Annotated in this window: 19 protein-coding genes and 3 pseudogenes; 4 read left to right on the forward strand and 18 right to left on the reverse strand. The window is 64.0% G+C overall.

Annotation, left to right across the window (positions count from 1 at the left end; translation table 11 throughout):
• Positions 1 to 66 precede the first annotated feature (66 nt).
• Together ACOOHB_RS18130 and ACOOHB_RS18135 are read right to left on the reverse strand one after the other, a co-directional pair.
• The gene (locus ACOOHB_RS18130) at positions 67 to 1,020 is read right to left on the reverse strand and encodes a transposase (protein WP_420446196.1); all 954 of its coding nucleotides are present in this window, start codon (positions 1,018 to 1,020) and stop codon (positions 67 to 69) included.
• Positions 1,021 to 1,124: 104 nt separating this feature from the next.
• A complete protein-coding gene (locus tag ACOOHB_RS18135; RefSeq protein ID WP_420443611.1) occupies positions 1,125 to 1,448 on the reverse strand; it encodes a hypothetical protein in 324 nt (107 codons plus the stop codon).
• Positions 1,449 to 1,566: 118 nt separating this feature from the next.
• Between ACOOHB_RS18135 and ACOOHB_RS18140 the strand changes: the two are divergent.
• Positions 1,567 to 2,627, forward strand: a pseudogene (locus ACOOHB_RS18140) (IS256 family transposase); the annotation flags it as partial.
• Between the two features lies 1 nt (position 2,628).
• On the opposite strand, the gene ACOOHB_RS18145 reads toward ACOOHB_RS18140, so the two are convergent.
• On the reverse strand, positions 2,629 to 3,837 hold the full coding sequence (locus tag ACOOHB_RS18145) for an IS110 family transposase (protein ID WP_420446937.1): 1,209 nt from the start codon (positions 3,835 to 3,837) through the stop codon (positions 2,629 to 2,631).
• Positions 3,838 to 4,081: 244 nt separating this feature from the next.
• Here ACOOHB_RS18145 and ACOOHB_RS18150 point away from each other — a divergent pair.
• Positions 4,082 to 4,183 (forward strand): annotated as a pseudogene (locus ACOOHB_RS18150) (transposase); the annotation flags it as partial.
• 87 nt (positions 4,184 to 4,270) lie between these two features.
• Positions 4,271 to 5,056, forward strand: coding sequence for a glucosamine-6-phosphate deaminase (gene nagB, locus ACOOHB_RS18155; protein WP_420446080.1), 786 nt, complete (start codon positions 4,271 to 4,273; stop codon positions 5,054 to 5,056).
• Between the two features lie 78 nt (positions 5,057 to 5,134).
• Here nagB and ACOOHB_RS18160 read toward each other — a convergent pair whose 3' ends face one another.
• The 12 genes from ACOOHB_RS18160 to ACOOHB_RS18215 form a co-directional block, all read right to left on the reverse strand.
• Positions 5,135 to 5,506 carry a DUF2237 family protein gene (locus ACOOHB_RS18160; RefSeq protein ID WP_420446079.1) on the reverse strand — a complete coding sequence of 124 codons (372 nt, stop codon included), beginning with the start codon at positions 5,504 to 5,506 and terminating at the stop codon, positions 5,135 to 5,137.
• 91 nt (positions 5,507 to 5,597) lie between these two features.
• Positions 5,598 to 5,945 (reverse strand): hypothetical protein, encoded by a 348-nt coding sequence (locus ACOOHB_RS18165; RefSeq protein ID WP_420446197.1) that lies wholly within the window; start codon positions 5,943 to 5,945, stop codon positions 5,598 to 5,600.
• Between the two features lie 414 nt (positions 5,946 to 6,359).
• Positions 6,360 to 6,962: a hypothetical protein gene (locus ACOOHB_RS18170; RefSeq protein WP_420446198.1), complete on the reverse strand. Its 603-nt coding sequence runs from the start codon at positions 6,960 to 6,962 to the stop codon at positions 6,360 to 6,362.
• A 346-nt stretch (positions 6,963 to 7,308) separates the two neighbouring features.
• On the reverse strand, positions 7,309 to 7,638 hold the full coding sequence (locus tag ACOOHB_RS18175; protein WP_420446199.1) for a limonene-1,2-epoxide hydrolase family protein: 330 nt from the start codon (positions 7,636 to 7,638) through the stop codon (positions 7,309 to 7,311).
• Positions 7,639 to 7,775: 137 nt separating this feature from the next.
• Positions 7,776 to 7,952 carry a hypothetical protein gene (locus ACOOHB_RS18180; RefSeq protein ID WP_420446200.1) on the reverse strand — a complete coding sequence of 59 codons (177 nt, stop codon included), beginning with the start codon at positions 7,950 to 7,952 and terminating at the stop codon, positions 7,776 to 7,778.
• 10 nt (positions 7,953 to 7,962) lie between these two features.
• Entirely contained in the window at positions 7,963 to 9,207 is a 1,245-nt protein-coding gene (locus tag ACOOHB_RS18185) for an aminomethyltransferase family protein (RefSeq protein ID WP_420446201.1), read from the reverse strand.
• A gap of 42 nt (positions 9,208 to 9,249) precedes the next feature.
• Complete coding sequence (locus tag ACOOHB_RS18190; protein WP_420446202.1) at positions 9,250 to 9,891, reverse strand: helix-turn-helix domain-containing protein; 642 nt, start codon at positions 9,889 to 9,891, stop codon at positions 9,250 to 9,252.
• Positions 9,892 to 9,904: 13 nt separating this feature from the next.
• Complete coding sequence (locus ACOOHB_RS18195; protein WP_420446203.1) at positions 9,905 to 10,975, reverse strand: ABC transporter permease; 1,071 nt, start codon at positions 10,973 to 10,975, stop codon at positions 9,905 to 9,907.
• Positions 10,975 to 11,994: an ABC transporter permease gene (locus ACOOHB_RS18200; RefSeq protein ID WP_420446204.1), complete on the reverse strand. Its 1,020-nt coding sequence runs from the start codon at positions 11,992 to 11,994 to the stop codon at positions 10,975 to 10,977. The genes ACOOHB_RS18195 and ACOOHB_RS18200 overlap by 1 nt, the downstream gene beginning before the upstream one ends.
• Before the next feature lie 71 nt (positions 11,995 to 12,065).
• Positions 12,066 to 13,604 (reverse strand): ABC transporter ATP-binding protein, encoded by a 1,539-nt coding sequence (locus ACOOHB_RS18205; RefSeq protein ID WP_420446205.1) that lies wholly within the window; start codon positions 13,602 to 13,604, stop codon positions 12,066 to 12,068.
• Positions 13,605 to 13,628: 24 nt separating this feature from the next.
• Entirely contained in the window at positions 13,629 to 14,981 is a 1,353-nt protein-coding gene (locus ACOOHB_RS18210) for an aminomethyltransferase family protein (protein ID WP_420446206.1), read from the reverse strand.
• 38 nt (positions 14,982 to 15,019) lie between these two features.
• Positions 15,020 to 16,075, reverse strand: coding sequence for a BMP family ABC transporter substrate-binding protein (locus ACOOHB_RS18215; RefSeq protein WP_420446207.1), 1,056 nt, complete (start codon positions 16,073 to 16,075; stop codon positions 15,020 to 15,022).
• A gap of 534 nt (positions 16,076 to 16,609) precedes the next feature.
• Between ACOOHB_RS18215 and ACOOHB_RS18220 the strand changes: the two are divergent.
• Positions 16,610 to 16,852 (forward strand): annotated as a pseudogene (locus tag ACOOHB_RS18220) (ABC transporter ATP-binding protein); the annotation flags it as partial.
• A 75-nt stretch (positions 16,853 to 16,927) separates the two neighbouring features.
• Here ACOOHB_RS18220 and ACOOHB_RS18225 read toward each other — a convergent pair.
• The 3 genes from ACOOHB_RS18225 to ACOOHB_RS18235 all read right to left on the reverse strand — a co-directional run bounded on the left by ACOOHB_RS18225 (position 16,928) and on the right by ACOOHB_RS18235 (position 19,995).
• Positions 16,928 to 18,475: an alpha/beta hydrolase gene (locus ACOOHB_RS18225; RefSeq protein WP_420446208.1), complete on the reverse strand. Its 1,548-nt coding sequence runs from the start codon at positions 18,473 to 18,475 to the stop codon at positions 16,928 to 16,930.
• Between the two features lie 37 nt (positions 18,476 to 18,512).
• On the reverse strand, positions 18,513 to 19,067 hold the full coding sequence (locus ACOOHB_RS18230; protein ID WP_420446209.1) for a TetR/AcrR family transcriptional regulator: 555 nt from the start codon (positions 19,065 to 19,067) through the stop codon (positions 18,513 to 18,515).
• A 178-nt stretch (positions 19,068 to 19,245) separates the two neighbouring features.
• Positions 19,246 to 19,995: a RidA family protein gene (locus ACOOHB_RS18235; RefSeq protein ID WP_420446210.1), complete on the reverse strand. Its 750-nt coding sequence runs from the start codon at positions 19,993 to 19,995 to the stop codon at positions 19,246 to 19,248.
• Positions 19,996 to 20,035: the final 40 nt, after the last annotated feature.

Raw genomic sequence — 20,035 nt, forward strand, 5'->3', positions numbered from 1 at the left:
GGCTGTGGGCTGGGAAGTGAGGTGTGTCTGAGTCTTCCGCGGAGATCGGCTGAGAAATGAACCAAGTCATGCTGTGTTCTCGGGGTTGTTGGTGGTGGTCCGGCGGTTGTGGTGGAGCCGTCGTGTGCGGGCTCGTTGGAGGCCTTGCCGGCGGGCCTCGCGGATCGGTTCTCCTCGTTGGTGGTGTTCGTCGTCGGGGGTGAGGTAGCCGATCGCTTCGTGCAGCCGGACTTCGTTGTAGTCGATCCGGATGCGTGCCAGCTCTGTGTCGAGCAACGCCGGGTCGGTGATCTCGTCGAGGTGGGGCCATTCGTGCTTGATGTGCCCGAAGAAGCTCTCGATCCAGGCTTGGTCGGTGGGGGTGCGGGGTCGGCCGTGGTGTTGGGCGATGGCCATCATCGCCATGTAGGCGCGGGTGTGGGGGCTGGTCATGGCCGGGCCGTTGTCGGACACGGCGAGCAGGATCGGCCGGTCGGGGTCGTCGATGTCGAGATCGAGGCGGTCGTCGGTGAGCAGCTCGTCGAGATCTTGGGCTAGCAACGCCTGGTCGAAGATGACACGCACTTGGGTGGAGGTCTCCTCGGTCGAGACCAGGCTGGTGATCCAGTAGCGCGAGACCATGTCGACGATGGCGAACACGCAGCGCCGGGCCTGCCCGAAGTGGGTGACGTCCCAGATCCAGATCCTGTTCGGTTCCCAGACCAGCCAGTGCGGCCACGGCGTGCGGGGCCGCCGTGGTGTCGGCGGCTGTTCGGGCAGCACAAGCCCGTGGGCAGCCAGAACGCGCCGGAACGTCGAGGGGGCCACCCACACCCGGCCCACATAGGAACCGCGGTGGGCGAGCTTGCGGTGCGACCGGTCGACCGGTCCCCACTCTTCAGCGACAGCGAGGACCTCCGCGACTTCGTCGGCCAGCAAGGCATGCACCGGCGCGCCGCCCGGGGCGAGGTCGCTGAGCGTGCCCAGCTCGCGTCGGCGGGCCCGCCAGCGGTGCACCCGGTCGTCGGAGACCTGCCACACACCGGTGGCCCATGTGTGCCAGAACCCGGCGGCAACGGCGTCGTCGACGGTGTTGAGGACCAGCTCTTTGGCCTCGGCGGGGACTCTCGCCGGGACCGGTCCGTTCAGTCCCAGCCGGATTTTCCCCGGACGATGGCCAACTCGATCGCTTGGACCTTGATCGCCTCGGTGAGCTGACCGATCTCTGCCCGGGCCGCTTCGAGCTCCCAGTTCCGTTCGGTGGCCGGGCGACCCGGCTTGCGGGCCAGCGCAGCCAGCGCCGCGTCCTTCACCGTCCGGCGGATGGAGATGATCGTCGACACATCGACCCCCCACTTCCGGGCCGCGTCGGCCTGGGTGATCTCTCCGCCCGTGACCTGCAAGTAGATCTCCCACTTCGTCTCCGCGGACAGCTTCTTCGGTCGACGCCGACCCTCGCTGACAGTCATCTGATGCTCCTTCACGCGTCAGCGAGAACACGATCAGACTTGGTTCATTCCACGGTGGACCCTCCGCGGCAAACTCAGACGCACAACAGGAAGGATCATGTCTGTGACTGATCATGACATGCCGGCTGTGCCGGCAAGCGAAGCTGGCGACGAGGCAGCGATGAAGGACTGGGCCGAGCGGCTGGTGGCCCAGGCACGCGCCGAGGGCGTGGAGCTGACCGGCGACGGCGGCTTGTTGACCGGGCTGGTGCGCCAGGTGCTCCAGACCGGTCTCGAGGTCGAGATGACTGAGCATCTGGGCTACGAGCGCCATGCGGTCGAGGGCCGCGGGACCCCGAACTCTCGTAATGGGTCGACCCCCAAGCGGGTGACCACCGAGATCGGCGAGGTCGATCTGGCGGTGCCGCGTGACCGTGCTGGGTCCTTCGAGCCGGTGACGGTGCCCAAGCATCGGCGCCGTCTCGACGGGCTGTCGGGCAACGTGATCAGCCTCTATGCGAAGGGGCTCACGACCGGGGAGATCCAGGCGCATCTTGAAGAGATCTATGACACCTCGGTGAGCCGGGAGACGATCTCGAAGATCACCGAGGGGATCGTCGCGGACATGGCGGTGTGGCAGAACCGGCCCCTCGACGCGGTCTACGCGGTGCTGGGTTCGACGCGATCGTGATCAAGGTCCGCGACTCCCAGGTCGCCAACCGGCCCGTGTATGTGGCCATCGGCGTGGATCTTCAAGGCGAACGCGACGTGCTGGGCCTGTGGCTGGGCCCCGCCGGCGGCGAGGGCGCCAAGCAATGGGCGACGATGCTCACCGAGCTGCGCAACCGAGGTCTGGCCGACGCGCTGATCGTGTGCTGCGACGGACTCAAAGGACTGCCTTCCTCGATCCGGGCGACCTGGCCCGACGCGACGGTGCAGACCTGCGTGGTGCACATGGTGCGCAACAGCCTGCGCTACGCATCCACCAAGCACTGGGGGCCCATCACCAAGGCCATGCGCGACATCTACACGTCTCCCACCGTCGAGGCCGCCGAGGCACGCTTCGAGGCCTTCGCCGGCGACTGGGAAGGCACCTACCCCGCCATGATCGGCTCCTGGCGCCAGGCCTGGGACGAGTTCGTCCCGTTCCTGGAGTTCCCGCCCGAGCTGCGCCGCGTCGTCTATACCACGGATGAAATTGTCAAGTCGTGGTGTGGGGGCGTTGGGGCTGCCAGTGGGCGACGAGGACTTCGTAGGCGTGTTCTTGCTGCTCGACGATGGCCTTCTCGGCGTCTCGCAGCGGTTTGTTGTGGTAGTCCCGCGAGGGCCCGGCGGCGGGGCCCCGGCGCGACGGGGCGCCCGCGGCGAGCTCGAGGGATCGGCGCTTGTGGGCGACCAGGCTGGGGCGGGCGAACGCGTAGTCCTGTTGCTTTGTGACGAGATGCCAGCACAGCACGGTCATCTTGCGGGCGGTCGCGACGGTCGCGATCTGGAACCCGCGCCGGGTCTTGATGCGGCGATGGAACGCCCGCAGCGGACCGGGGGCCCGCGACGCGCTGAAGGCGGCTTCGACGAGCATCCCTCGGGCCTGTGCCCGGCCGGCTTTGGTGATCCGGCCGTGGCGGGCGGGGCCGTTGCCGGACTGGTGGACCTTGGGGTTCAGGCCCAGGTAGGACACGAGGCGGTCCGCGGACTCGAAGCGGGAGAAGTCCCCGACCGCGGCCACGATCGAGGCGGCCACGGTGACGTTGATGCCCGGAACGGTCATCAGCCTGGCGACCACCGGGTCCCCGACGGCGTCGGCAGCGATGTCGCGCTCGACCAGGGCGAGCTCGTCGCCGGCGAAGTCGAGCTGGCGCAACAACGCGTCGACGCTGCGCTGCTCATCAGCGGGCAGCGCCTGTCGGGCGAGCCAGCGACCGCCGACGCCGCCGAACATGTCCGCGTGCGGGCATGTCGGCACCAGGTTGCGCGACAAGATGGCGTGCACCTGGTTCTTGAGCCGGGTCCGCTGGCGCACCAGATGGGTCCGGCGCGCCACCAGCCGGCGCCGCATCCTGGTCCGCTCGTCAGCCACCCACGTCTCGGGCAAGAAATCGGCCGCGAGGAGCTGCGCGAGGATGCGGGCGTCGACCTTGTCGGTCTTGACCTTCGCCTCAGCGATCGCTCTGGTCTTGCGCGGGTTCGACACCACAACCCTGGCCACGACGTCGCGCAGCATCACCGCGATCGCATCAGAGTTCGTCGTTGCCTCCAAGGCGACCTCGTCGCCGGGCTCGCAGAACTCCGCTGCCCACTGGCGCAGGTCCTCGGGACGCACCCCGATCCTGCCCTCGTCGCGCACCAGCCCGTCCTCGACAACGGCGATCTGCGCGAACGAACGATGCACATCCATCCCGATATGACGCACCACAGCTAGGTCTCCTCTCCAGCATCGGATCGAGGAACCACCGGGCGGACACGACAAAAACGGATTCGCGCTCACAGCGCAATCGGGCCGGTCGCAGGGGCGGCCAAGTACTAACACGAGCTCGCAGCTCAACGTGTAGATCGGCCTGCCCTAGCTGTTCCTCCAAAACACCCCGAACCCGACAACCCCGAACCTAGAAGACCCGACCGCCGCCGAACACGGAGCACCAGATTTCATACCCGATACCAACGCCGTCGAGAGCCTCAACGCCCGCTTCCGCAGAGCAGTGCGCCATCGAGGACACTTCCCCAACGAACAAGCAGCCATGAAGATCCTCTACCTTGTCGCCACCGCCAGGTGGTCAAGTCTCATACGTCGACGATGCAGCTCAGCAGCGTCTCCGAGGATCGCTCGCAAAGGTCTCGTAGCCGCAATGGAGATCGTCATCACTGGTTCCGCCCGGGAGGCTGCGATCATCGCGGCCGACGCTTTCGAGCGTCTGCTCTGGGGCGCCGATCGTGCGGTCATCGGGCTGGCCACGGGCAGCTCCCCACTTCCCACCTACCACGAGCTCATCGAGCGTCACGGCAATGGGCGAGTGAGCTTCGCTCGCACGCGAATGTTCCTGCTCGATGAGTACGTGGGCCTTGACCCCGAACATCCACAGTTGCTCCGAAGCTTTATCGAGCGCGAGTTCATCGACCAGGTGGACGTTCCAGCGAACGCTCTGGTCGTTCCGCAATGCGCCCCAGCGGATCTCGCCACGGCGGCAGAGACCTACGAGCGGCGCATCGCAAACGCCGGTGGAATCGATTTGCAGCTGCTCGGCATCGGCCGCAACGGCCATATCGGATTCAACGAGCCGCCGTCCTCGCTGGTGTCGAGAACACGCCTGAAGACACTCACCACGGCAACCCGCGAAGACAATGCCCGATTCTTCGGCAACGATCCGGACATGGTCCCCCACCATGGGATCACCCAGGGCATCGGCACCATTCTCGAGGCTCGACATGTTGTGTTGATCGCCACCGGTGAGGCCAAGAGCGAACCGATCGCCAAGGCTGTGGAGGGACCGGTGACTGCGATGATGCCAGCATCGGCTCTACAGCTACACCCCCACACCACGGTCATCGTCGACGAAGCTGCCGGCCAGCAACTGAGACATGCCGACTACTACCGCGAGATATACCGCAACAAACCCGTTTGGCAACATTTCTGATAGCGACGTTCCTGCGGGCGTTGCCACTGCCGCGGCGCGGCGCACAGAACGCAGCGCAAGATGTTCGCGGCGCTCGGATCAGACTGAGTCGCCGCTGAAGCGGTGGGCCTCGAGGTCGCTGAGGTCAGCCCACTCCAGGGTGCGGGCATGGGTCGCTTCCAGCACGACCTGGGGTGCGGCTCCCGCGGTGAGTGCTTCGGTCCAGCGGGCCGCGCACAGGCACCAGTGATCGCCGGGGGACAGTCCACCGAAGCCGCCCGCCGGCTGCGGCGTAGACAGGTCGTTGCCAGCCGCTGAGGAGAACTCGAGGAACTCAGCGGTCATCACGACGCACACAGTGTGGACTCCGTGGTCGCCGGAGTCTGTGTTGCAGCAGCCATCCCGAAACCAACCGGTGAGCGGGTCATATGAGCAGGGCTGCAGCTCACTGCCGAGAACGTTGTGGGCCACGGCGCCCAGTCTCTCAGGTCTCGCAAGATCCTGTGGCAGCACCCTCGCCGCCCGAGGGGCCCATTTCCTCAAGAAGTCCCGATAGGAAGGTCTAGGCGAGCAGCCCTGCGTACAGCGGCGCCATCAGGGCCGTCATGAACCCTGCCATGGTCAGCATGATCGTGCGGGTTTGCCTGGCGATTGCGCTGTCGACGTAGGCGCGCATGCGTTCCTCGAGCGCGCGCAGGTCGTCCTTGGTGGCGAATTTGCGCAGGTCGTCTTTGGTGGCGAGATTGTGCAGGTCGTCTTTGGTGGCGAATTTGCGCAGGTCGTCTTTGGTGGCGAGATTGTCGGTGCCTTGGGGCCAGACGGTCTTCATGAGGGTGGCAGCGGGATCTTCGCCGAGTGTGGTAATGAGCGTGTTCACCAGTGCATTCCGTTCGATCTCGTCGATGGCCACGGGTTTCTCCTCAAGTGTAAGCATGTGCAGGCGCGGGGCCGGGCAGCCCCCCCGACGGGCGCCCTTGGACCACTGTGAGCGAGTCGGCAAGGCTCGGCAGGGGAGCGGTCTCGTGGGCAGTGTGATGAGGCAGGCACGCCGTTTCAGCCCGGCGGCGAGGCTGAGATGCAATCTATGGCGACACGCCCGCGGCCGCCATTGGTTTTTCGAGCGTCTGCGGTGCGCGGATCAGACTGGGTCGCCGCTGAAGCGGTGGGCCTCGAGGTCGTTGAGGTCTGCCCACTCCAAGTCTCTCAGGTCGTCACCACGGTGGCGCCTCGCAGAAATCGGTCGGCCGGGAATGGGCAGGCGAGAGATCACGCCGCGTTGGATTCCGCTGGTGCCGGCGGAGCCCGTCGAGGATTGATCGGACAACTAGGCCCGCCCGTCGCAGGATGCGCCGGCGGCCAGCCATACGGAAATCTCCTCGTCACCCGAGGGGGCCAGCACCTCGACGCAGCCGGGCTCGTTCACCCAGATGCCACCCGCCCAGACGAGCCACTCACCGCGAGCGGCCCCGCACGGCCATCCGCTCGTGTTCCCGGCCGAGTCGGCCTCGCAGAGGGGACCGTGCGTGTCGCAAGGACCGACCGTCAGTGCACTGGCAGACCCCATTTCGATCTGCCCGTAGTCAAGGAATGCGTCGTCCGGGGCTCTCACGATCTCGAGCGATGCCTGGCGGGAGCGACGCACGAGCAGCCCGAACTTCGCGAACCGATAGTCCGCATGGCCCGGGACCCCCGACCAGGATCGCCCGAGCTGCAACACCCCTGAGGGCAGCGCGACGAACCCGCCGCCCGAACCGTATGCCGTGTAGCCGGGAACGGGCTCAGGGATCGCATCGATGACGCCGAGGCACTTGACGACCTGGTGAGGGGGCTGATCTGTCGCCTCGGGATGTTCGGCAGTGCTGCCGGTGCAACCCAGGACCAGCCCTGCGACCAATGCCGCACCAACGATCCGTGCCAACTCGGCCATCTGGCGGCGAGGCTACGAAGTTCATCACGGAACCGGCCCGTGAGCGGGTAGTGCGAGCACGGCGAGTTCAGCGCCACCGAACTGGCGTGGGCTGACGAGGTCATTTCCTGCGATATGAGGGCATGAGTCACGAGCGTGCCCGGTTACACGTACGACAATGGCGAGCGTTAGCCGACAATCAGCTCTCGCCGGCAGCCGTGCGCACGGCTGGCCGTCGAGCGGTGCGGATGATGGCCATGTCGCTACCGCGTCGCTGCTCGCTTCAGGGTGACGGCATCGCCAACGTGGACTTTGCGCTCGGTGCCCTGACGCGGCGACTCGTGACCGCCGAGCCCTAGCGGATCACTCAACTGCCGCGGACCTGGCGCATGTAGCCGTCATTGTCGAAGTAGTCACGCCAGAACGTGATCAGCCCGTCGTTGATCTCGAACACGCCCATGACCTGCAGTTCAATGAGACGCTCGGAGCGGGTGTTGAAGCGGTCGACTCGCTCGCTCATGACCGTATTGCCCGACGCAGTCTGACGGAGCACCTCGAACTTGACGTTGCCGCCGATCCGAAACGTCGGCTCGAGCCACTCCCGCATCTTGTCGCGGCCGGTCATATCGCTGATCGGGACTGTCGTAGTAGCAGTCCTCGGCAACGCGCCCCAGTGCCGAGTCGAGGTCTTGGGCATTGATGTCGGCGATGAACTGGTCCACCACTTCGATCGGAGACGTGCCGAACGGTGATTCTGTAGTCATTCGTGCTCCTTGAGATTGACCGAAGCGATTCAGCCTCAGAATCTGACGCTTTCAACACCCCACACGGCCCTTACTGCACCGACGTCGGGCACATGCGGAGCTTCGACGAGCCGTGGCGGTTCATGCGGCCATCCACAGCCGTCCCCGGGTGGTCGCTGCCAATCTGGACATCGCAGAGCAAGCTGATCGCGACGCCGCTCAGCGACCGGTCTTGGCTGTCTTCGGAGGACACCGGCGCGTCTCTCACACCGTGTCTCCTATTTTCGTGACGGCTTCACGAATGGCAGTGTCGAGAGCGAAACCGGAACATCGATCGGGTGTTCGCTCTCATCCCACCTCAAGAACACAACTTCATGAGGATCCAGGTGAGCTGGCAAGTGGGCGAATCCGATTACTTCCTTCAGGTTCGAACTCCACCCGATGCTTGTCGCGAATCCAGTCACGTCACCCCCGCTGAGCAGCTCCATAGGGGGGATACGCCGAATTTTTCCGTTGACGATGGGCATCTCGTCGCGCTCCAAGTATGACGACACAAGCTGACGCCAATCAACTCTCATGGCCCAAATACGACGTCCGATGCCTCCAGCTTGACTCTCAGCAAAGAGTGCGCTTCTTCCGGCAAAGTCACCCTTGCTGAAGTCAACAAAGCGTCCGAGATTGAGCTCGTACGGCGAAGCATGGTACGCATCATCTACCAAGCCATAGCTATGCGCTTGTACGGAATCTGGACCCGCTCGTGCATAATCGATGGCGGGAAGCACCATACCAGCCTCGACGCGAACGATGTCTTGAGACGCGTGCCCACACGGCTCGATCGAGGCCCCAGAAGGCGTAGATACAAGTGCCTCCCAAACGTTGTTTCCGGCTTCCGGGGGAACCCAGAGTTCGTAGCCCTTGACTCCCGTGAATCCCGTACGCCAAACGTGTACTGGCACCGAGGAGAATTCTGCTCGGCGTCCCCGTGAGAACCCTAGATCGGACCAGTCGTGTCCGGTCGCTTCTTGTAGAATCGACAGAGCGTTCGGTCCTTGCAATGCGAGAATCCCAAACAGATCTGTGACGTCTTCGCAAACAACGTCAAGGCGTCCGCGCTGCCTCGATAGCCATCGATTCATCAAACCTGCTGTGACGATGAAGTCAGTCTCGCTCAGTCGAAGCAACATGCCTTCAACGATGACTTTCCCAAGATCATCACACCATGGTGTGTAGTACGCATGGTTGATGGCAATCTGCGTTGCATCTCTCGGAATGAGTCGATTGATGAAACGTGCTGCATCGGGCCCATGAACATGAATCTTGGCCAGAGGTGACTTGTCCTCCAGCATTGCTGCATTGCGGATTGCAGCAGTTTCTAGGGCGATACTGGAAAAGAACTCGGGTAGCGCATTATCACCCCAAGTCGCCCAAGCGCCCTGCACATTCGCCCTTCGAGCCGCAGCAGTAAAGGGACTGCAGGCAAACAGTCGATCGGTGAGCGGGGAACCAAAGAACTCTAGACTCATCGGATTAAGTTTCTCTTTCTTCGACTCGTGCCCGACACATTCTCAGGCCAAGTGGTCCGGGACATCCTGCGAGAGGGTCGGCGACAACCCCGGAAGCAGAACGACAATATTGAGAAGTCGGGCCTCAGAATCCCCACCGATCCATCGGTGAGGCACGCTCGCCTCGAATACCATGGTGTCTCCAGTTTCTAGAGTTTCAACTCCATGACCCTCAAGCTCAACCGAAACAGTGCCCTCAAGGACATAGAGGATCTCGTCACCAGCATGTGTCCATGCAGGATCACTTCTGAAGCCGGGGGGCACGACACATTCACGTAGCTCCATTCGTCGACGTGGCGTCGATGTGAGCATCCGAGCAAGCTGCGGAGGATCCGCTTCGTCAGCGCTCCTCCACACGCCCTCGTCACGCCGGACAACGCTCACAATTGGTTCCGCGCCCTGGGCTAGGAGTTCGGGTGCGGTGATCTTGAGCGCGCCAGCGATTCTGTAGAGCGCGCCCAGACTGACGTTCGTCAACCCGTTCTCGACTTGGCTCAAGAAGCCAGTCGACAACCCCGTCTCCCGAGCTACGTCTGCGAGAGTCATGCCCTGATCGGTGCGGACGAGGCGGATCCTCTGCCCTAGCAGCACGATGTCGACAGAATCGCTTTCGCTCGACCCGGCATCATTCCTTGTCTTATGCATCGATTGTGTTCCTTCAGTTGCGGGGTACAGGGGTGGCGAGGAATCTCGGCATGTTGGTCTCACGGCGGCTCGCAAGGAGTGCCACGAGCGCCACGACATATTGCGCAGCGAGCAAGATCTGGCTGGGTATGGAGACCTCAGGACGGACCACAAGAAGAACGAGTGAGGCCACAAACACTGCCGCCAGCGGGCCGAGGGTTCGCAGCCCGACCACCTCGGTGCGTCTGAGACTGCGCCAGAACAGCAGTGCGGCGATGATGCCGATCAACATCCACACCGACGCCGGAACAGCTGACTCGGCCTGGAGTCTCAGCTGGAGGGCGTCGGCCGCGCCAAAGAGCAGTGCGCCAACCAGCACGCCCGCTGGCCGCCATCGGCCGAACACCAGGATCGCGATCGCGATGAAGCCCCGTCCTGAGGTCATGGCCTCTCTGAAGACGCCGACCGAGCCGATGGACAGGTACGCGCCGGCTAGGCCGGCGAAGGCTCCCGCAATCGTCGTCGACACCCACTGTGTGCGAAGGGGACTCACTCCAGCGGCGCTCGCGGCCGACGGGTTCTGTCCCGTCGCTCGGATCCCGAGTCCGAGGCCGGTTCGACCGAGCATCAGGGCAACCACCCCGATCAGACCGAATGCGACATACCCGAGCAGATTCTGCTCGAAGAGCGCCCCGCCGATCCAGGGGATCTCGCTGAGAACGGGAATGGCGATCGGGTCAAGCCGGTCGATCGGCAGAGAACCGCCGGGAAAGGCTCGCTCCAGCGCGTAGTTGGTAGCGCCCAAGGCGAGGATGTTGAGCCCGATCCCGACGACTACCTGGTCTCCACGCAGACCTATTGCCACCGCAGCCATGAGGAGGCCCCCGAAAGCGCCGGCCAGAACGGCGGCCAGAATGCCCGCGGTGATGCTCCCACTGCCTTCTGCGGCCCAATAGCCGACGAACGCGCCTGACAGCATCATGCCTTCGAGTCCCAGATTCAGCACGCCAGAGCGTTCGGAGATGAGCTCGCCAGTCGCGGCCAAGAGCAACGGGATCGCCAGGCGGATGGTGGCTGCTAGCCACAGCGCGTCGAAGGGCTCCATCACAACCCTCCCGTCGGATGACCGACCGCCTCGGGTACAGGTACGCCTGACCGCTGGCGTCCCCAGCGATGCTCGAGCAGAACGCTGGCCGCCACGGCGAGGATGATCAGACCCTGCACCACCAGCACGATCTCCGAGGAGACCCCTGCTCGAGATTGCAGCGCACCCCCGCCTTGGCGCAAGGTGGCAATGAGGAGCGCAGCGGGAAGCAGGCCTGGAATCGAGTTGCGTGCGAGCAGAGCGACGACGATGCCGTCATATCCATAGTTCGCGCTGAAGTTGTCGGACACCGTGGTGACTTCGCCAGCCAGAATCCGGGAGCTGCCGGCGAGGCCTGCCAGCGCGCCCGAGATGAGCAGGGCCAGCACTCCGAAGCGAGTCGGAGACACGTCCATGTGGCGGGACATTTCGGGATTGGCGCCGACCATGTCGAAGCGGAAGCCCAACGTGGTCCTGGCCAGCACGAGCCAGGTGAGGCCGATCAGCGCGACCACCCCGATGACATCCCAATGGAGTGCGGTGCCTCCGAACATCTCGGGCCACTGGGCCGAGTCCCTGACGCTCTCGCTGCGGGCAAACCCGCTGCCCTTGTCCTGCATGGGACCCCGGATGACCCAGGCGAGCACCTGGATGGCGATGAGGTTGAGCATCAGAGTGGTGAGGATCTCGCTCGCGCCGGCTCGCGCCCACATCCATGCAGCGATGCCGGCATAGAGCGCTCCGCCGACGAGTCCGGCCGCCACGGCCATCAGCAGGTGGGCCGGCCCCCAGGGCACCTCGATATTGATGCCGACCCACCCCGCCGCCAGACCTCCTGCGATGATCTGCCCCTCGAGACCGATATTGATGCGCCTCACCCGGAAGGCCACGATCCAGCCGGTGGCACAGAGCATGATCGGGATGAGTTTGCTCAGAGTCGACGCGGCCGGGCGAGTCCCGCCGTAGGCCCCTTGGAACACCGCGTTGACCACTGTGCCGAGATCGTGGTCGTTGAGAACCAGGATGATCGCCGATATCAACAGCGCTAGACAAAGCGCGACGCCGGAGGCCAGGACCGGTCGAAAGGCTGCGGATCGAGTCGGCTGCCAACTCACGCCGACGCGCCTGTCATCTTCAGGCCAATGTCGGTGAGGTCCGCTTCGTCGGGGCGGATCACCTCGCTCGGCCTGCCCTTGAACAACACGACGAACCGGTCCGATAGAGCCAGGATCTCGTCGAGTTCCTCTGAAATGAGCGCTACGGCGCCGCCCGCGCCCCGGAAGGTCCGTATGACCTCGTAGACGAACTCGATGGCGCCGACGTCGAGGCCTCGGGTCGGATGGACGGCGACGAGCAACTCCGGATGGTTGTGCATCTCGCGTGCGATCACTGCCTTCTGCTGGTTCCCTCCCGAGAGGTCAGAGAAGGCGGCGTGCAAACCAGGCGCGCGGATGTCGAACTGTTCGCACAGCCTCGTGCAGTGCTGATCGATAGCGCCGAACTGCAGCCACCCCCGTTTCGACAGCGGCGCTGCGGCAAAGTCGCGATACATCAGATTGTCCCGAAGCGAGCGATCGACTGCACTGCCGATGGCATGCCGGTCGGCGGGAATCAGCCCCGTGGCTGAGCGTTTTTCGTCCCCCGGGATTGACGTCTCCGGCGAGGCGTAGTGCAGTACTTCGCCCTCGGTCAGCACTATCAGCCCAGTCAACACGTCGGCCAGCGTGCTCTGGCCATTGCCCTCCACGCCAGCGACCCCGAAGATTTCACCCCGGTGCACGGTGAAGGAGACATCGTCGAGATTCGCGTCGTGCGCAGCTGAGGCGGTGGAGACCGATCTCAGCTCGAGGACTGGATCTCCGGGTGTGTTGGGGGCGTTCCTTGAGAGCAACGAGACATCTCGGCCCACCATCATCCTGGCGATGGTCTTCTCATCGGCGTCGGAAGCGTCGGCGGTTCCGATCTTGCGGCCGCGACGCAGCACGGTGCAGCGGTCGGCGACGGCAAGGGCTTCATGGAGCTTGTGATCGGTGAAGACGATGGACTTGCCGTCGGTGACCAGCGACCTGATCACCTGTTGGAGGCCGGTCCACTCGACCGGTGACAGCACCGCGGTCGGTTCGTCCATGATCAGGATCTCTGCCCCCCCGAAGAGGGCCTTGACGATCTCGACCCGTTGCTGAAGCCCGATGGGGAGGTCGCCAACCCTGGCGTGCGGGCTCACCTCCAAACTGTGCTGTGATGAGAAGTCCGCGAGTTCCGACGCGAGCCGGGAGAGCCGACTGGACCGCCACCACGGAATCCCGAGGGCCACGTTCTCGCAGACCGTGAGGTTGTCCACCAACTCGAAGTGCTGAGACACCATCCCGATTCCGGCTGCCTTGGCGTCTCGGGGACTGCGGAGCCGCATCGGCTGACCGTGAATCGAAACGGTTCCCCGGTCAGGGCGCACGAGCCCGTAGAGAATCTTCATCAGTGTGCTCTTGCCCGCTCCGTTCTCTCCCAACAGGGCGTGGACTTCGCCCGCGCGAAGATCGAAGTCGACATCGGAACAGGCGAGCAGGCTCCCGTAGGCCTTGGTAATGCCCTCAGCATGCAGCACTGCGGACTTCGCCGGTTCCGAAGGAATGTCGTTTTGGTGTCCCGGCACAGCAGATGGCGTGTCGTCGCCGGATCAGGACCCGGCCGCGAGGTTCTTGGCGCGCTTGCGTGACACGAACGGTGGATCCACCACCTCGGCCCGTATCTCCATCACCGGGAACTCGCCGCCTCCCCAGCTGATGGTGACCTCTGTTCCCGGCCCAGTCAACCCCACGTCTATGCGGCCGAAGGAGAACACTCGGCGAACTATCGGGCTGTAGCAGACGCTCGTCGCCCATCCAACCTGCTGCCCATTGTGAACGATCGGGAAGGCTTCAGGAAACAGCGGATGCGGGAATTGGATCGGCGGCGGCGACGGTTCGTCCCTGAACTGAGCCGCGTACAGCTCGATCACGTCGTCACTGTTCCAGATCAGCCCCTTCATTCGCCGGGCCGGGCCGCCTGCGTCAATCTCGGCCTGCAGCGCGGCCTTGCCCATAAAGTCGTCCTCGCGGTCGAGTCCTACCAGATAGTCGAGGTTGAGTTCGAACGGGGAGCAATAGCTCATCTCCGGATCGAGCTGGTTGCGACGCAGAATGCCGGGATCCCCCTCGAAGGCGCACTGATAGTCGAAGTGCAGCATCACCAGTCCGGCCTCGGCCCGGGTCAGCCTTGACGTGTAGTTGCCAAGGAAGCCCAGTCCATGCTTGGCGCCTGCTTCGACGAGATGGGCGATGAGGTCGTTCGTTCGATCGGCCTCGACGTAGATCTCGTAGCCGACCTCGCCGGTGAATCCCTGCCGCAGGATTTCACACGGTATGCCTGCGATCTCGGTGGCCTGCAGCCGGGAGAAGCCGAGGCTTTCCATCGAATTCCCGGCGGCGTCGTTCATCAGCGCAGTGGAGTTCGGACCCTGGATCGACATCAGGCAGTACTGGGTGCGAATGTCGGTGACCTGCACGTCGAAGTTCCCGACCTCGATCACGTGCTGCAGCCAGCTGTCGATCTGGTCCGTGGTGATCATGTAGGTGTCCTCGGACACACGGGTGATCAGGGGATCCTGGATGACCTTGCCGTCCTCGCGAGCCATCACGGTGTACATCGACTGGCCGATCTTGATGTCAGCGAAGTCCTTCCGGGTTTGCAGGAACCGCATGAACTCGTGGACATCTCCACCGGAGATGTTGAACTTGCAGATCGGGCTCCAATCACCGATCACCACGGTCTCGCGAAGTTGCAACGCCTCCCGGTACCAGCCCACGTACTCGTCCACAATGAGAAACGGACCCCATTGCGTCCATTTCTGAGCTTTGCTGACCAGTTCCATCTGTCCGGCGCCGGGAACGAAGAAGATGGGTCGCTCCGCGCCCAGCGGCAGGTCTGTGTTCATGGCCAGCTGGTACCGATCCTGGCCGTAGGCACCGCGGTAGTTCTCTACCTCGTGCATCGTCTGTCCCTTTGGGTGCTAGTTGTGAGCTGTCGAAGCTAGACCCCGGGGGGCAGAACGATGGATCCGTCGTTGATGCCGGCGAGGAGGTCAACAACCTGGGCCTCCAACTCCGCGGAGGCGTAGTCGGGACAGAGCACGAATGACTGGATGTTCGGGTCCTCGACCCCCCAAAGGGTGAGGTCCGACGGCATCGAACCTGACAGGAACGCTGACACCATCGTGTCGACCTGCGCCAAGGAACTCAGCGTTGCCGTCCCCACCAACTGGGTCGAGCGACCGCATTGGGGGAAGATGACGCTGAAGATCTTGACGTCTTCGCCGCTCTCGTCGACGGCCTGGAGCACGCCCTCGAGTCCAGAGTTCACGAAGGCGAACAGGACATCTGCGCCGGCCGCAATCTGGGCAGCCGCAGCTTCCTTCGCGCCGGCCACGTCCTCGAAGTCGCCGACGACGGTGGAAACGGTCTCGATGTCGGGGTTCACAGAGGTGGCCCCGCCCGAGAACGCGTCAGCCGACTGGGTTGTGGGCGGGATCTCAAGCCCGCCGATGAATCCGACCTTGTTGGTCTGGGTGAGGCCGGCGGCAATCACACCGGCGGGATAAGCGGGCACGCCCTGGCGGACGATGTAGATGTGAAGATTGGGGTCGTCGGTGGCCTGACCATTGACGATTGCGAACTCGACGTCGGGGAATTCGGGCGCCACGATCGTGCCGGCCTCGGCAAACTGGGCGCCGACGCCGATGACGAGATCGTTGGTCGCCGCGAGATTGCGCAGGGCGTCAACCGTCTGTTCCGGGTCGCCGGCGTTGTCCTGCACGGCAATCGTCAGCCCGTAGACCGCCTCAGCCGCAAGCAGCCCGTCATAGTAGGACTGGCTGAACCCACCGTCATTCCTGGCGGTAGGCAGAGCAAGGCCGACCGTCAGCGGCTCTTCGACCGGCTCCTCGGCGGGCGGCTCCGGTGCAGCTGTTGTTGGGGCCGGAGCCGACGTGTCGTCGGCAGATCCGCTGTCGGCGTCGTCGCCGCAGGATGCGGCGAACAGAGCGAAGACGAGGAGCAGTGGAAGAATTCTGAGCGATCGGATAGACACAGTTCACTCCAATATTTGTTTGATATTTGTAATCGTCGAACGTAGCCGTCTTCTCGCCTGGTCGTCAAGGCATGTCTCGAAGTAGCAGACCGTTACGCAGCATCAAGGTCGACACAAGATGCCTGAATCATCTGCATAGGTTCGACGTAAGAGCAGGTCATTGTGTTTGGCAGCACCAAACCTACGTGCGTTAACCCGCAGAGGTCGCCACGGCGTGCTCGCCGACGGGCAGTATGTGTCGACATCGGACGATCGAAGGGGAACCACGATGACGATCTCCGAGCGGCCTGAGCAGCGGGAGCGGATCTGAGCATGGATGCAGACGGGGTTGCGACGTCAATCGCCTCATGTTGGCGAAACGAGATCATTCCCGAGTTCGAGCGCTATATAGCCATACCGGCGCTGTCACCGAGTTTCGACGCCGACTGGGAAGCGACGGGCCACATCGAGGCCGCAATTGGGCAGGTCTCGGCCTGGATCGAGTCACGGCCGGTCGCCGGCGCGACTGTGGAGGTCCAGCGACTGCCGAGGCGAACCTCTTCGCTCGACGTCTCGGTACAGGCGGGTGTGCTGAACCTGCTGCAGCAGCTCAAGGCTGACCACGGGCTCACCTACCTCTTCATCACCCACGACCTCGGCGTCGCCCGACACCTCGCGGACCGCATCGCGGTCATGCGCTCAGGCCAGATCGTGGAGCAGCAGACAGCCAGCGCTCTCTTCGACCATCCCCAGCACGCCTACACCCAAACCCTGCTCGCCTCGGCGTTGACCGTGTAGCGCAACGGTTGTTCGAGACTGACTTCGGTTGTGTTCGGGTGGTTGATGAACCCGAAGGTTGAAGCTGAGCGCTGCCTACCGCGGTCCGACCTGCTCGGTCAGCCATGGCAGTAGGAAGTCCAGGAAGTCGGGGGCAAATTCGGGCCTCAGCTGGTCGTACTCGTCGGGGCTGCCCGTGGAGGCTGTCTGAAACTGGTGGTTTGCCCCGAAGATCGTTGCGATGGCGTAGCCCGGGACATCTCCCGCAGCGATGGCCTCGGAGATCGCGGTCGCATTGATGTCGGCGCGTACTTGGGTGTCCAGCTCGCCAAAGAGCGCCATGACGGGGATGCGAAGGGCGGCAATGGCAGGGCTCGGGTCGTAGTCCACGAACGACGCGAACCACGGACTCTGCCAAGCGGTCAACTCCTGGCTGACGATGACGTCCACGTAATTGTCGATGTCGCCTAAGGCGTTGCGCGTCCCTTCGGGCAGTCCTTCCACCTGTTGGAGGGCCAACGCTCGGGATGCTGCGGTGACCTGGTCCCAGCCTTGCCCGGTCGCTATCGCCTCGAAGACCAACCGTTGCAGCTCCTGGTACTGCTCAATCTCGTCCTGCGGGGCCCCGGCCAGCCCCAGAAGATCGAGCTGCTGCGTCTTGAGCAGCTCGGCGCCCGGCACGGCAGGCGCGGCCAAGAGAGCGACAAATGCCACGCCGTCCGATCGGTTGGCCACAAACGGTGCAACCATGCCGCCTTCGCTGTGGCCGACGAGGCCGATGTTGTCGGCCTTTATGTCGTTCCGGGATCGGAGCAGCTCGACCGCTGCTTCGACATCGGCGGCACGGTCCTCGATGGTGGCGGCCAAACCATCGCCCCCCGAGCCGCCGACGCCACGGTCATCGAATCGCAGTGAGGCGATGCCCCGTTCGGCCAGTTCGTCGGCGAGCACGGCGAACACCTTGAAGCCGGCTACGTCGGAATCGCGAAGTTGGGCGCCGCTGCCGCTGATGAGGACGACGGCTGGATACGGCCCGTCGCCGTCCGGCAGGGTCACCTCACCAGCCAAGACGATCTCGCCGTTCGCAAAGACCACTTCGTCGCTGCGGAATCTTGAGGTTTCCACCTCGACGGATCTCTCAAGTCGGAAGATCCCCTGTGCTTCTCCCTGCGTGAATTCACCGTCGATCACTCCGTCACGCACTTCCCCGTCCCAGGCGGCCAGCCCCAGTGGCGACTCCAGTTCGAAGTGAATGCGTTGTCCGTCGAGCGTGACGTTGGTCAATTCGAGTCCGATATTGCCCTGGATGTCCATGGCGGCTCCAAGCCCGTCATCGGACACAGCGAAGGTCACGGTGAAGAGCAGCTCTCCCAGCGCCACGATCCGATTGACGCCCTCCCAGCGCCCCTCCAGCTCTGCAGTGATGGTGCTGTTCTGCCCTGGCGCGGCGGTGGGATCAGGTTGCTCAGAGGTCGCAGGAATTGCCGGCAACGACGTGGACGGCACGGGTTCCGTCGTTGGGAGAAGTTCCGATGCCCCAGAAGATCCGGTTGTCGGGACGGTCGTGGCTGCAGTAGCTGTCGGCGCAGCGTCCTCGGTGCTGCAGGCAGCCGCTGCCCCAGCGAGCAGCAGCACAAGCAGCACGGTGATCAGCCGTGCTGGCCCCCGTCGCCGGCTTGACTCAGTGCCCCGGTCTGATTGCTCGGATGAGCCGAGCCGCGATTTCGGACCAGTCGTCATCGGTCGGGCGACCCCGCTCATCGGCCTGAACACGCATGGCCAGATAGGTGCCAAGGCCGAGCGACTGGCACAAGAAGACGACAGCATCGGTGCTCAACGACGGGTCGATGACGCCAGACGCTTTGCCTTCGGCCACGATCTCGGCGAGATCGCCCGCTTCTGCCTCTTGGCACTCGGCAACGGTCGGGAGTAGCGACGGGTCGCGGCTGGCGCTGACACATGCCTCGATCCACAGGTTGCGAGTGTCATCGCGTGTCGATATGAACAGCGTTGCGCCGAGCATCGTGAGCTTCTCGGCAGTGGTCGCCTCAGCATCCTTGATTAACAGCAGCATTCGCTTCGCCGATGTGTGCTCGATGACAGCGGCGAACAGTTCGCGTTTGGTGGGCCAACGCGCGTAGATGGCCCCGGTGGTCAGACCACACCTGCGGGCGATATCCGAGACTGTGGCGGACTCGAAGCCGCGCTCACCGAACACGGTGGTCGCCGAATTCAAGAGGCGTTCGGTGACCTCTTCAGGTCCTCGACTGCGCCCTACCGTTTCGGCTGGAACCGGAGACCCGGGATTCGGGGGAAGCGACACTGAACGCTGAGCGTAGTCTTAACAACTGTTTGGCCAGTGCAACATCTTTCTGACCCCGCGGGCCGAATGCGACTCCCTCTCGATACCTCTCTTAGACCGTGATCTCGTGCCGGATGCCCCGGACGTCCATTTCGAAGTCGAGATCGTTGACCGGGGGGCGCGACCGGTACCAGCGCAGACCGTGGCGGGTCGCTGGTCCCATACCCCCGATGACAGCGTCCTCCAGCAGACCTTCGTGCATGAAAACCGTGTACACGTCGGTCGTGGTGACCATGTCCCAGCTGGCGCCCATGGCTGCGAGCCGCGAACCCATGGTGGCTGCCACGTGTCCGGCCTTCTCTCGCATGGCCTCAGGCCCGGTCTCGCCCTTGCGGATGATGGCGCTGTCGTCGAGCGTCGCTTCGGGAATCTCACCTGCGCCCGAGACCACGAACGTCGTCGGGGCGTCGTCGCTGGCCTCGGCGGTGTAGGAGAAGGCGTGCAGTACCGGCTCGGCGGGCGGGTTGTGGGCCGGGGCCACATTGGTGCGGGCCAACGGGTTGTGATCGTCGACGTAAAGGTCCCATGACCGGACGAGCTCGACGTAGCCGGCGTTGAACCCGATGAAGCCCCCCATGGAGTACGGGGTCGTGCAGCGGAGTTCGATCGCGCAGAGAGCTTGACGCTCTCGCCCGACTTCGGACAGGTGGGCGTCGATCAGCTCGAAGCCCTCCCGCCACGGCAGGTGCGCGCCCAGCGTGGCGTGAACAACTTCGAACCCTGGGTCGGCCACAACCCCGCTGGAGAACGGGGAAATGCCGGTGAGGAAGTGGTAACCGCCTCGAGGGTTTGCGATGAGCATGAGGTACCTCCCGCTCGTCGAGCTTTGTCGGAAGTGGTCT

The sequence above is a fragment of the Candidatus Poriferisodalis sp. genome (genome assembly GCF_965215815.1).
In the GTDB taxonomy this organism is placed as follows: domain Bacteria; phylum Actinomycetota; class Acidimicrobiia; order Acidimicrobiales; family Poriferisodalaceae; genus Poriferisodalis.

Excerpts from the sequence above, each read along its gene's own strand:
- ACOOHB_RS18135 (WP_420443611.1), bottom strand. The coding sequence starts at position 1,448 with ATGACTGTCAGCGAGGGTCGGCGTCGACCGAAGAAGCTGTCCGCGGAG.
- nagB (WP_420446080.1), top strand. The coding sequence starts at position 4,271 with ATGGAGATCGTCATCACTGGTTCCGCCCGGGAGGCTGCGATCATCGCG.
- ACOOHB_RS18170 (WP_420446198.1), bottom strand. The coding sequence starts at position 6,962 with ATGGCCGAGTTGGCACGGATCGTTGGTGCGGCATTGGTCGCAGGGCTG.
- ACOOHB_RS18175 (WP_420446199.1), bottom strand. The coding sequence starts at position 7,638 with ATGCCCAAGACCTCGACTCGGCACTGGGGCGCGTTGCCGAGGACTGCT.
- ACOOHB_RS18185 (WP_420446201.1), bottom strand. The coding sequence starts at position 9,207 with ATGAGTCTAGAGTTCTTTGGTTCCCCGCTCACCGATCGACTGTTTGCC.
- ACOOHB_RS18190 (WP_420446202.1), bottom strand. The coding sequence starts at position 9,891 with ATGCATAAGACAAGGAATGATGCCGGGTCGAGCGAAAGCGATTCTGTC.
- ACOOHB_RS18195 (WP_420446203.1), bottom strand. The coding sequence starts at position 10,975 with ATGGAGCCCTTCGACGCGCTGTGGCTAGCAGCCACCATCCGCCTGGCG.
- ACOOHB_RS18210 (WP_420446206.1), bottom strand. The coding sequence starts at position 14,981 with ATGCACGAGGTAGAGAACTACCGCGGTGCCTACGGCCAGGATCGGTAC.
- ACOOHB_RS18235 (WP_420446210.1), bottom strand. The coding sequence starts at position 19,995 with ATGCTCATCGCAAACCCTCGAGGCGGTTACCACTTCCTCACCGGCATT.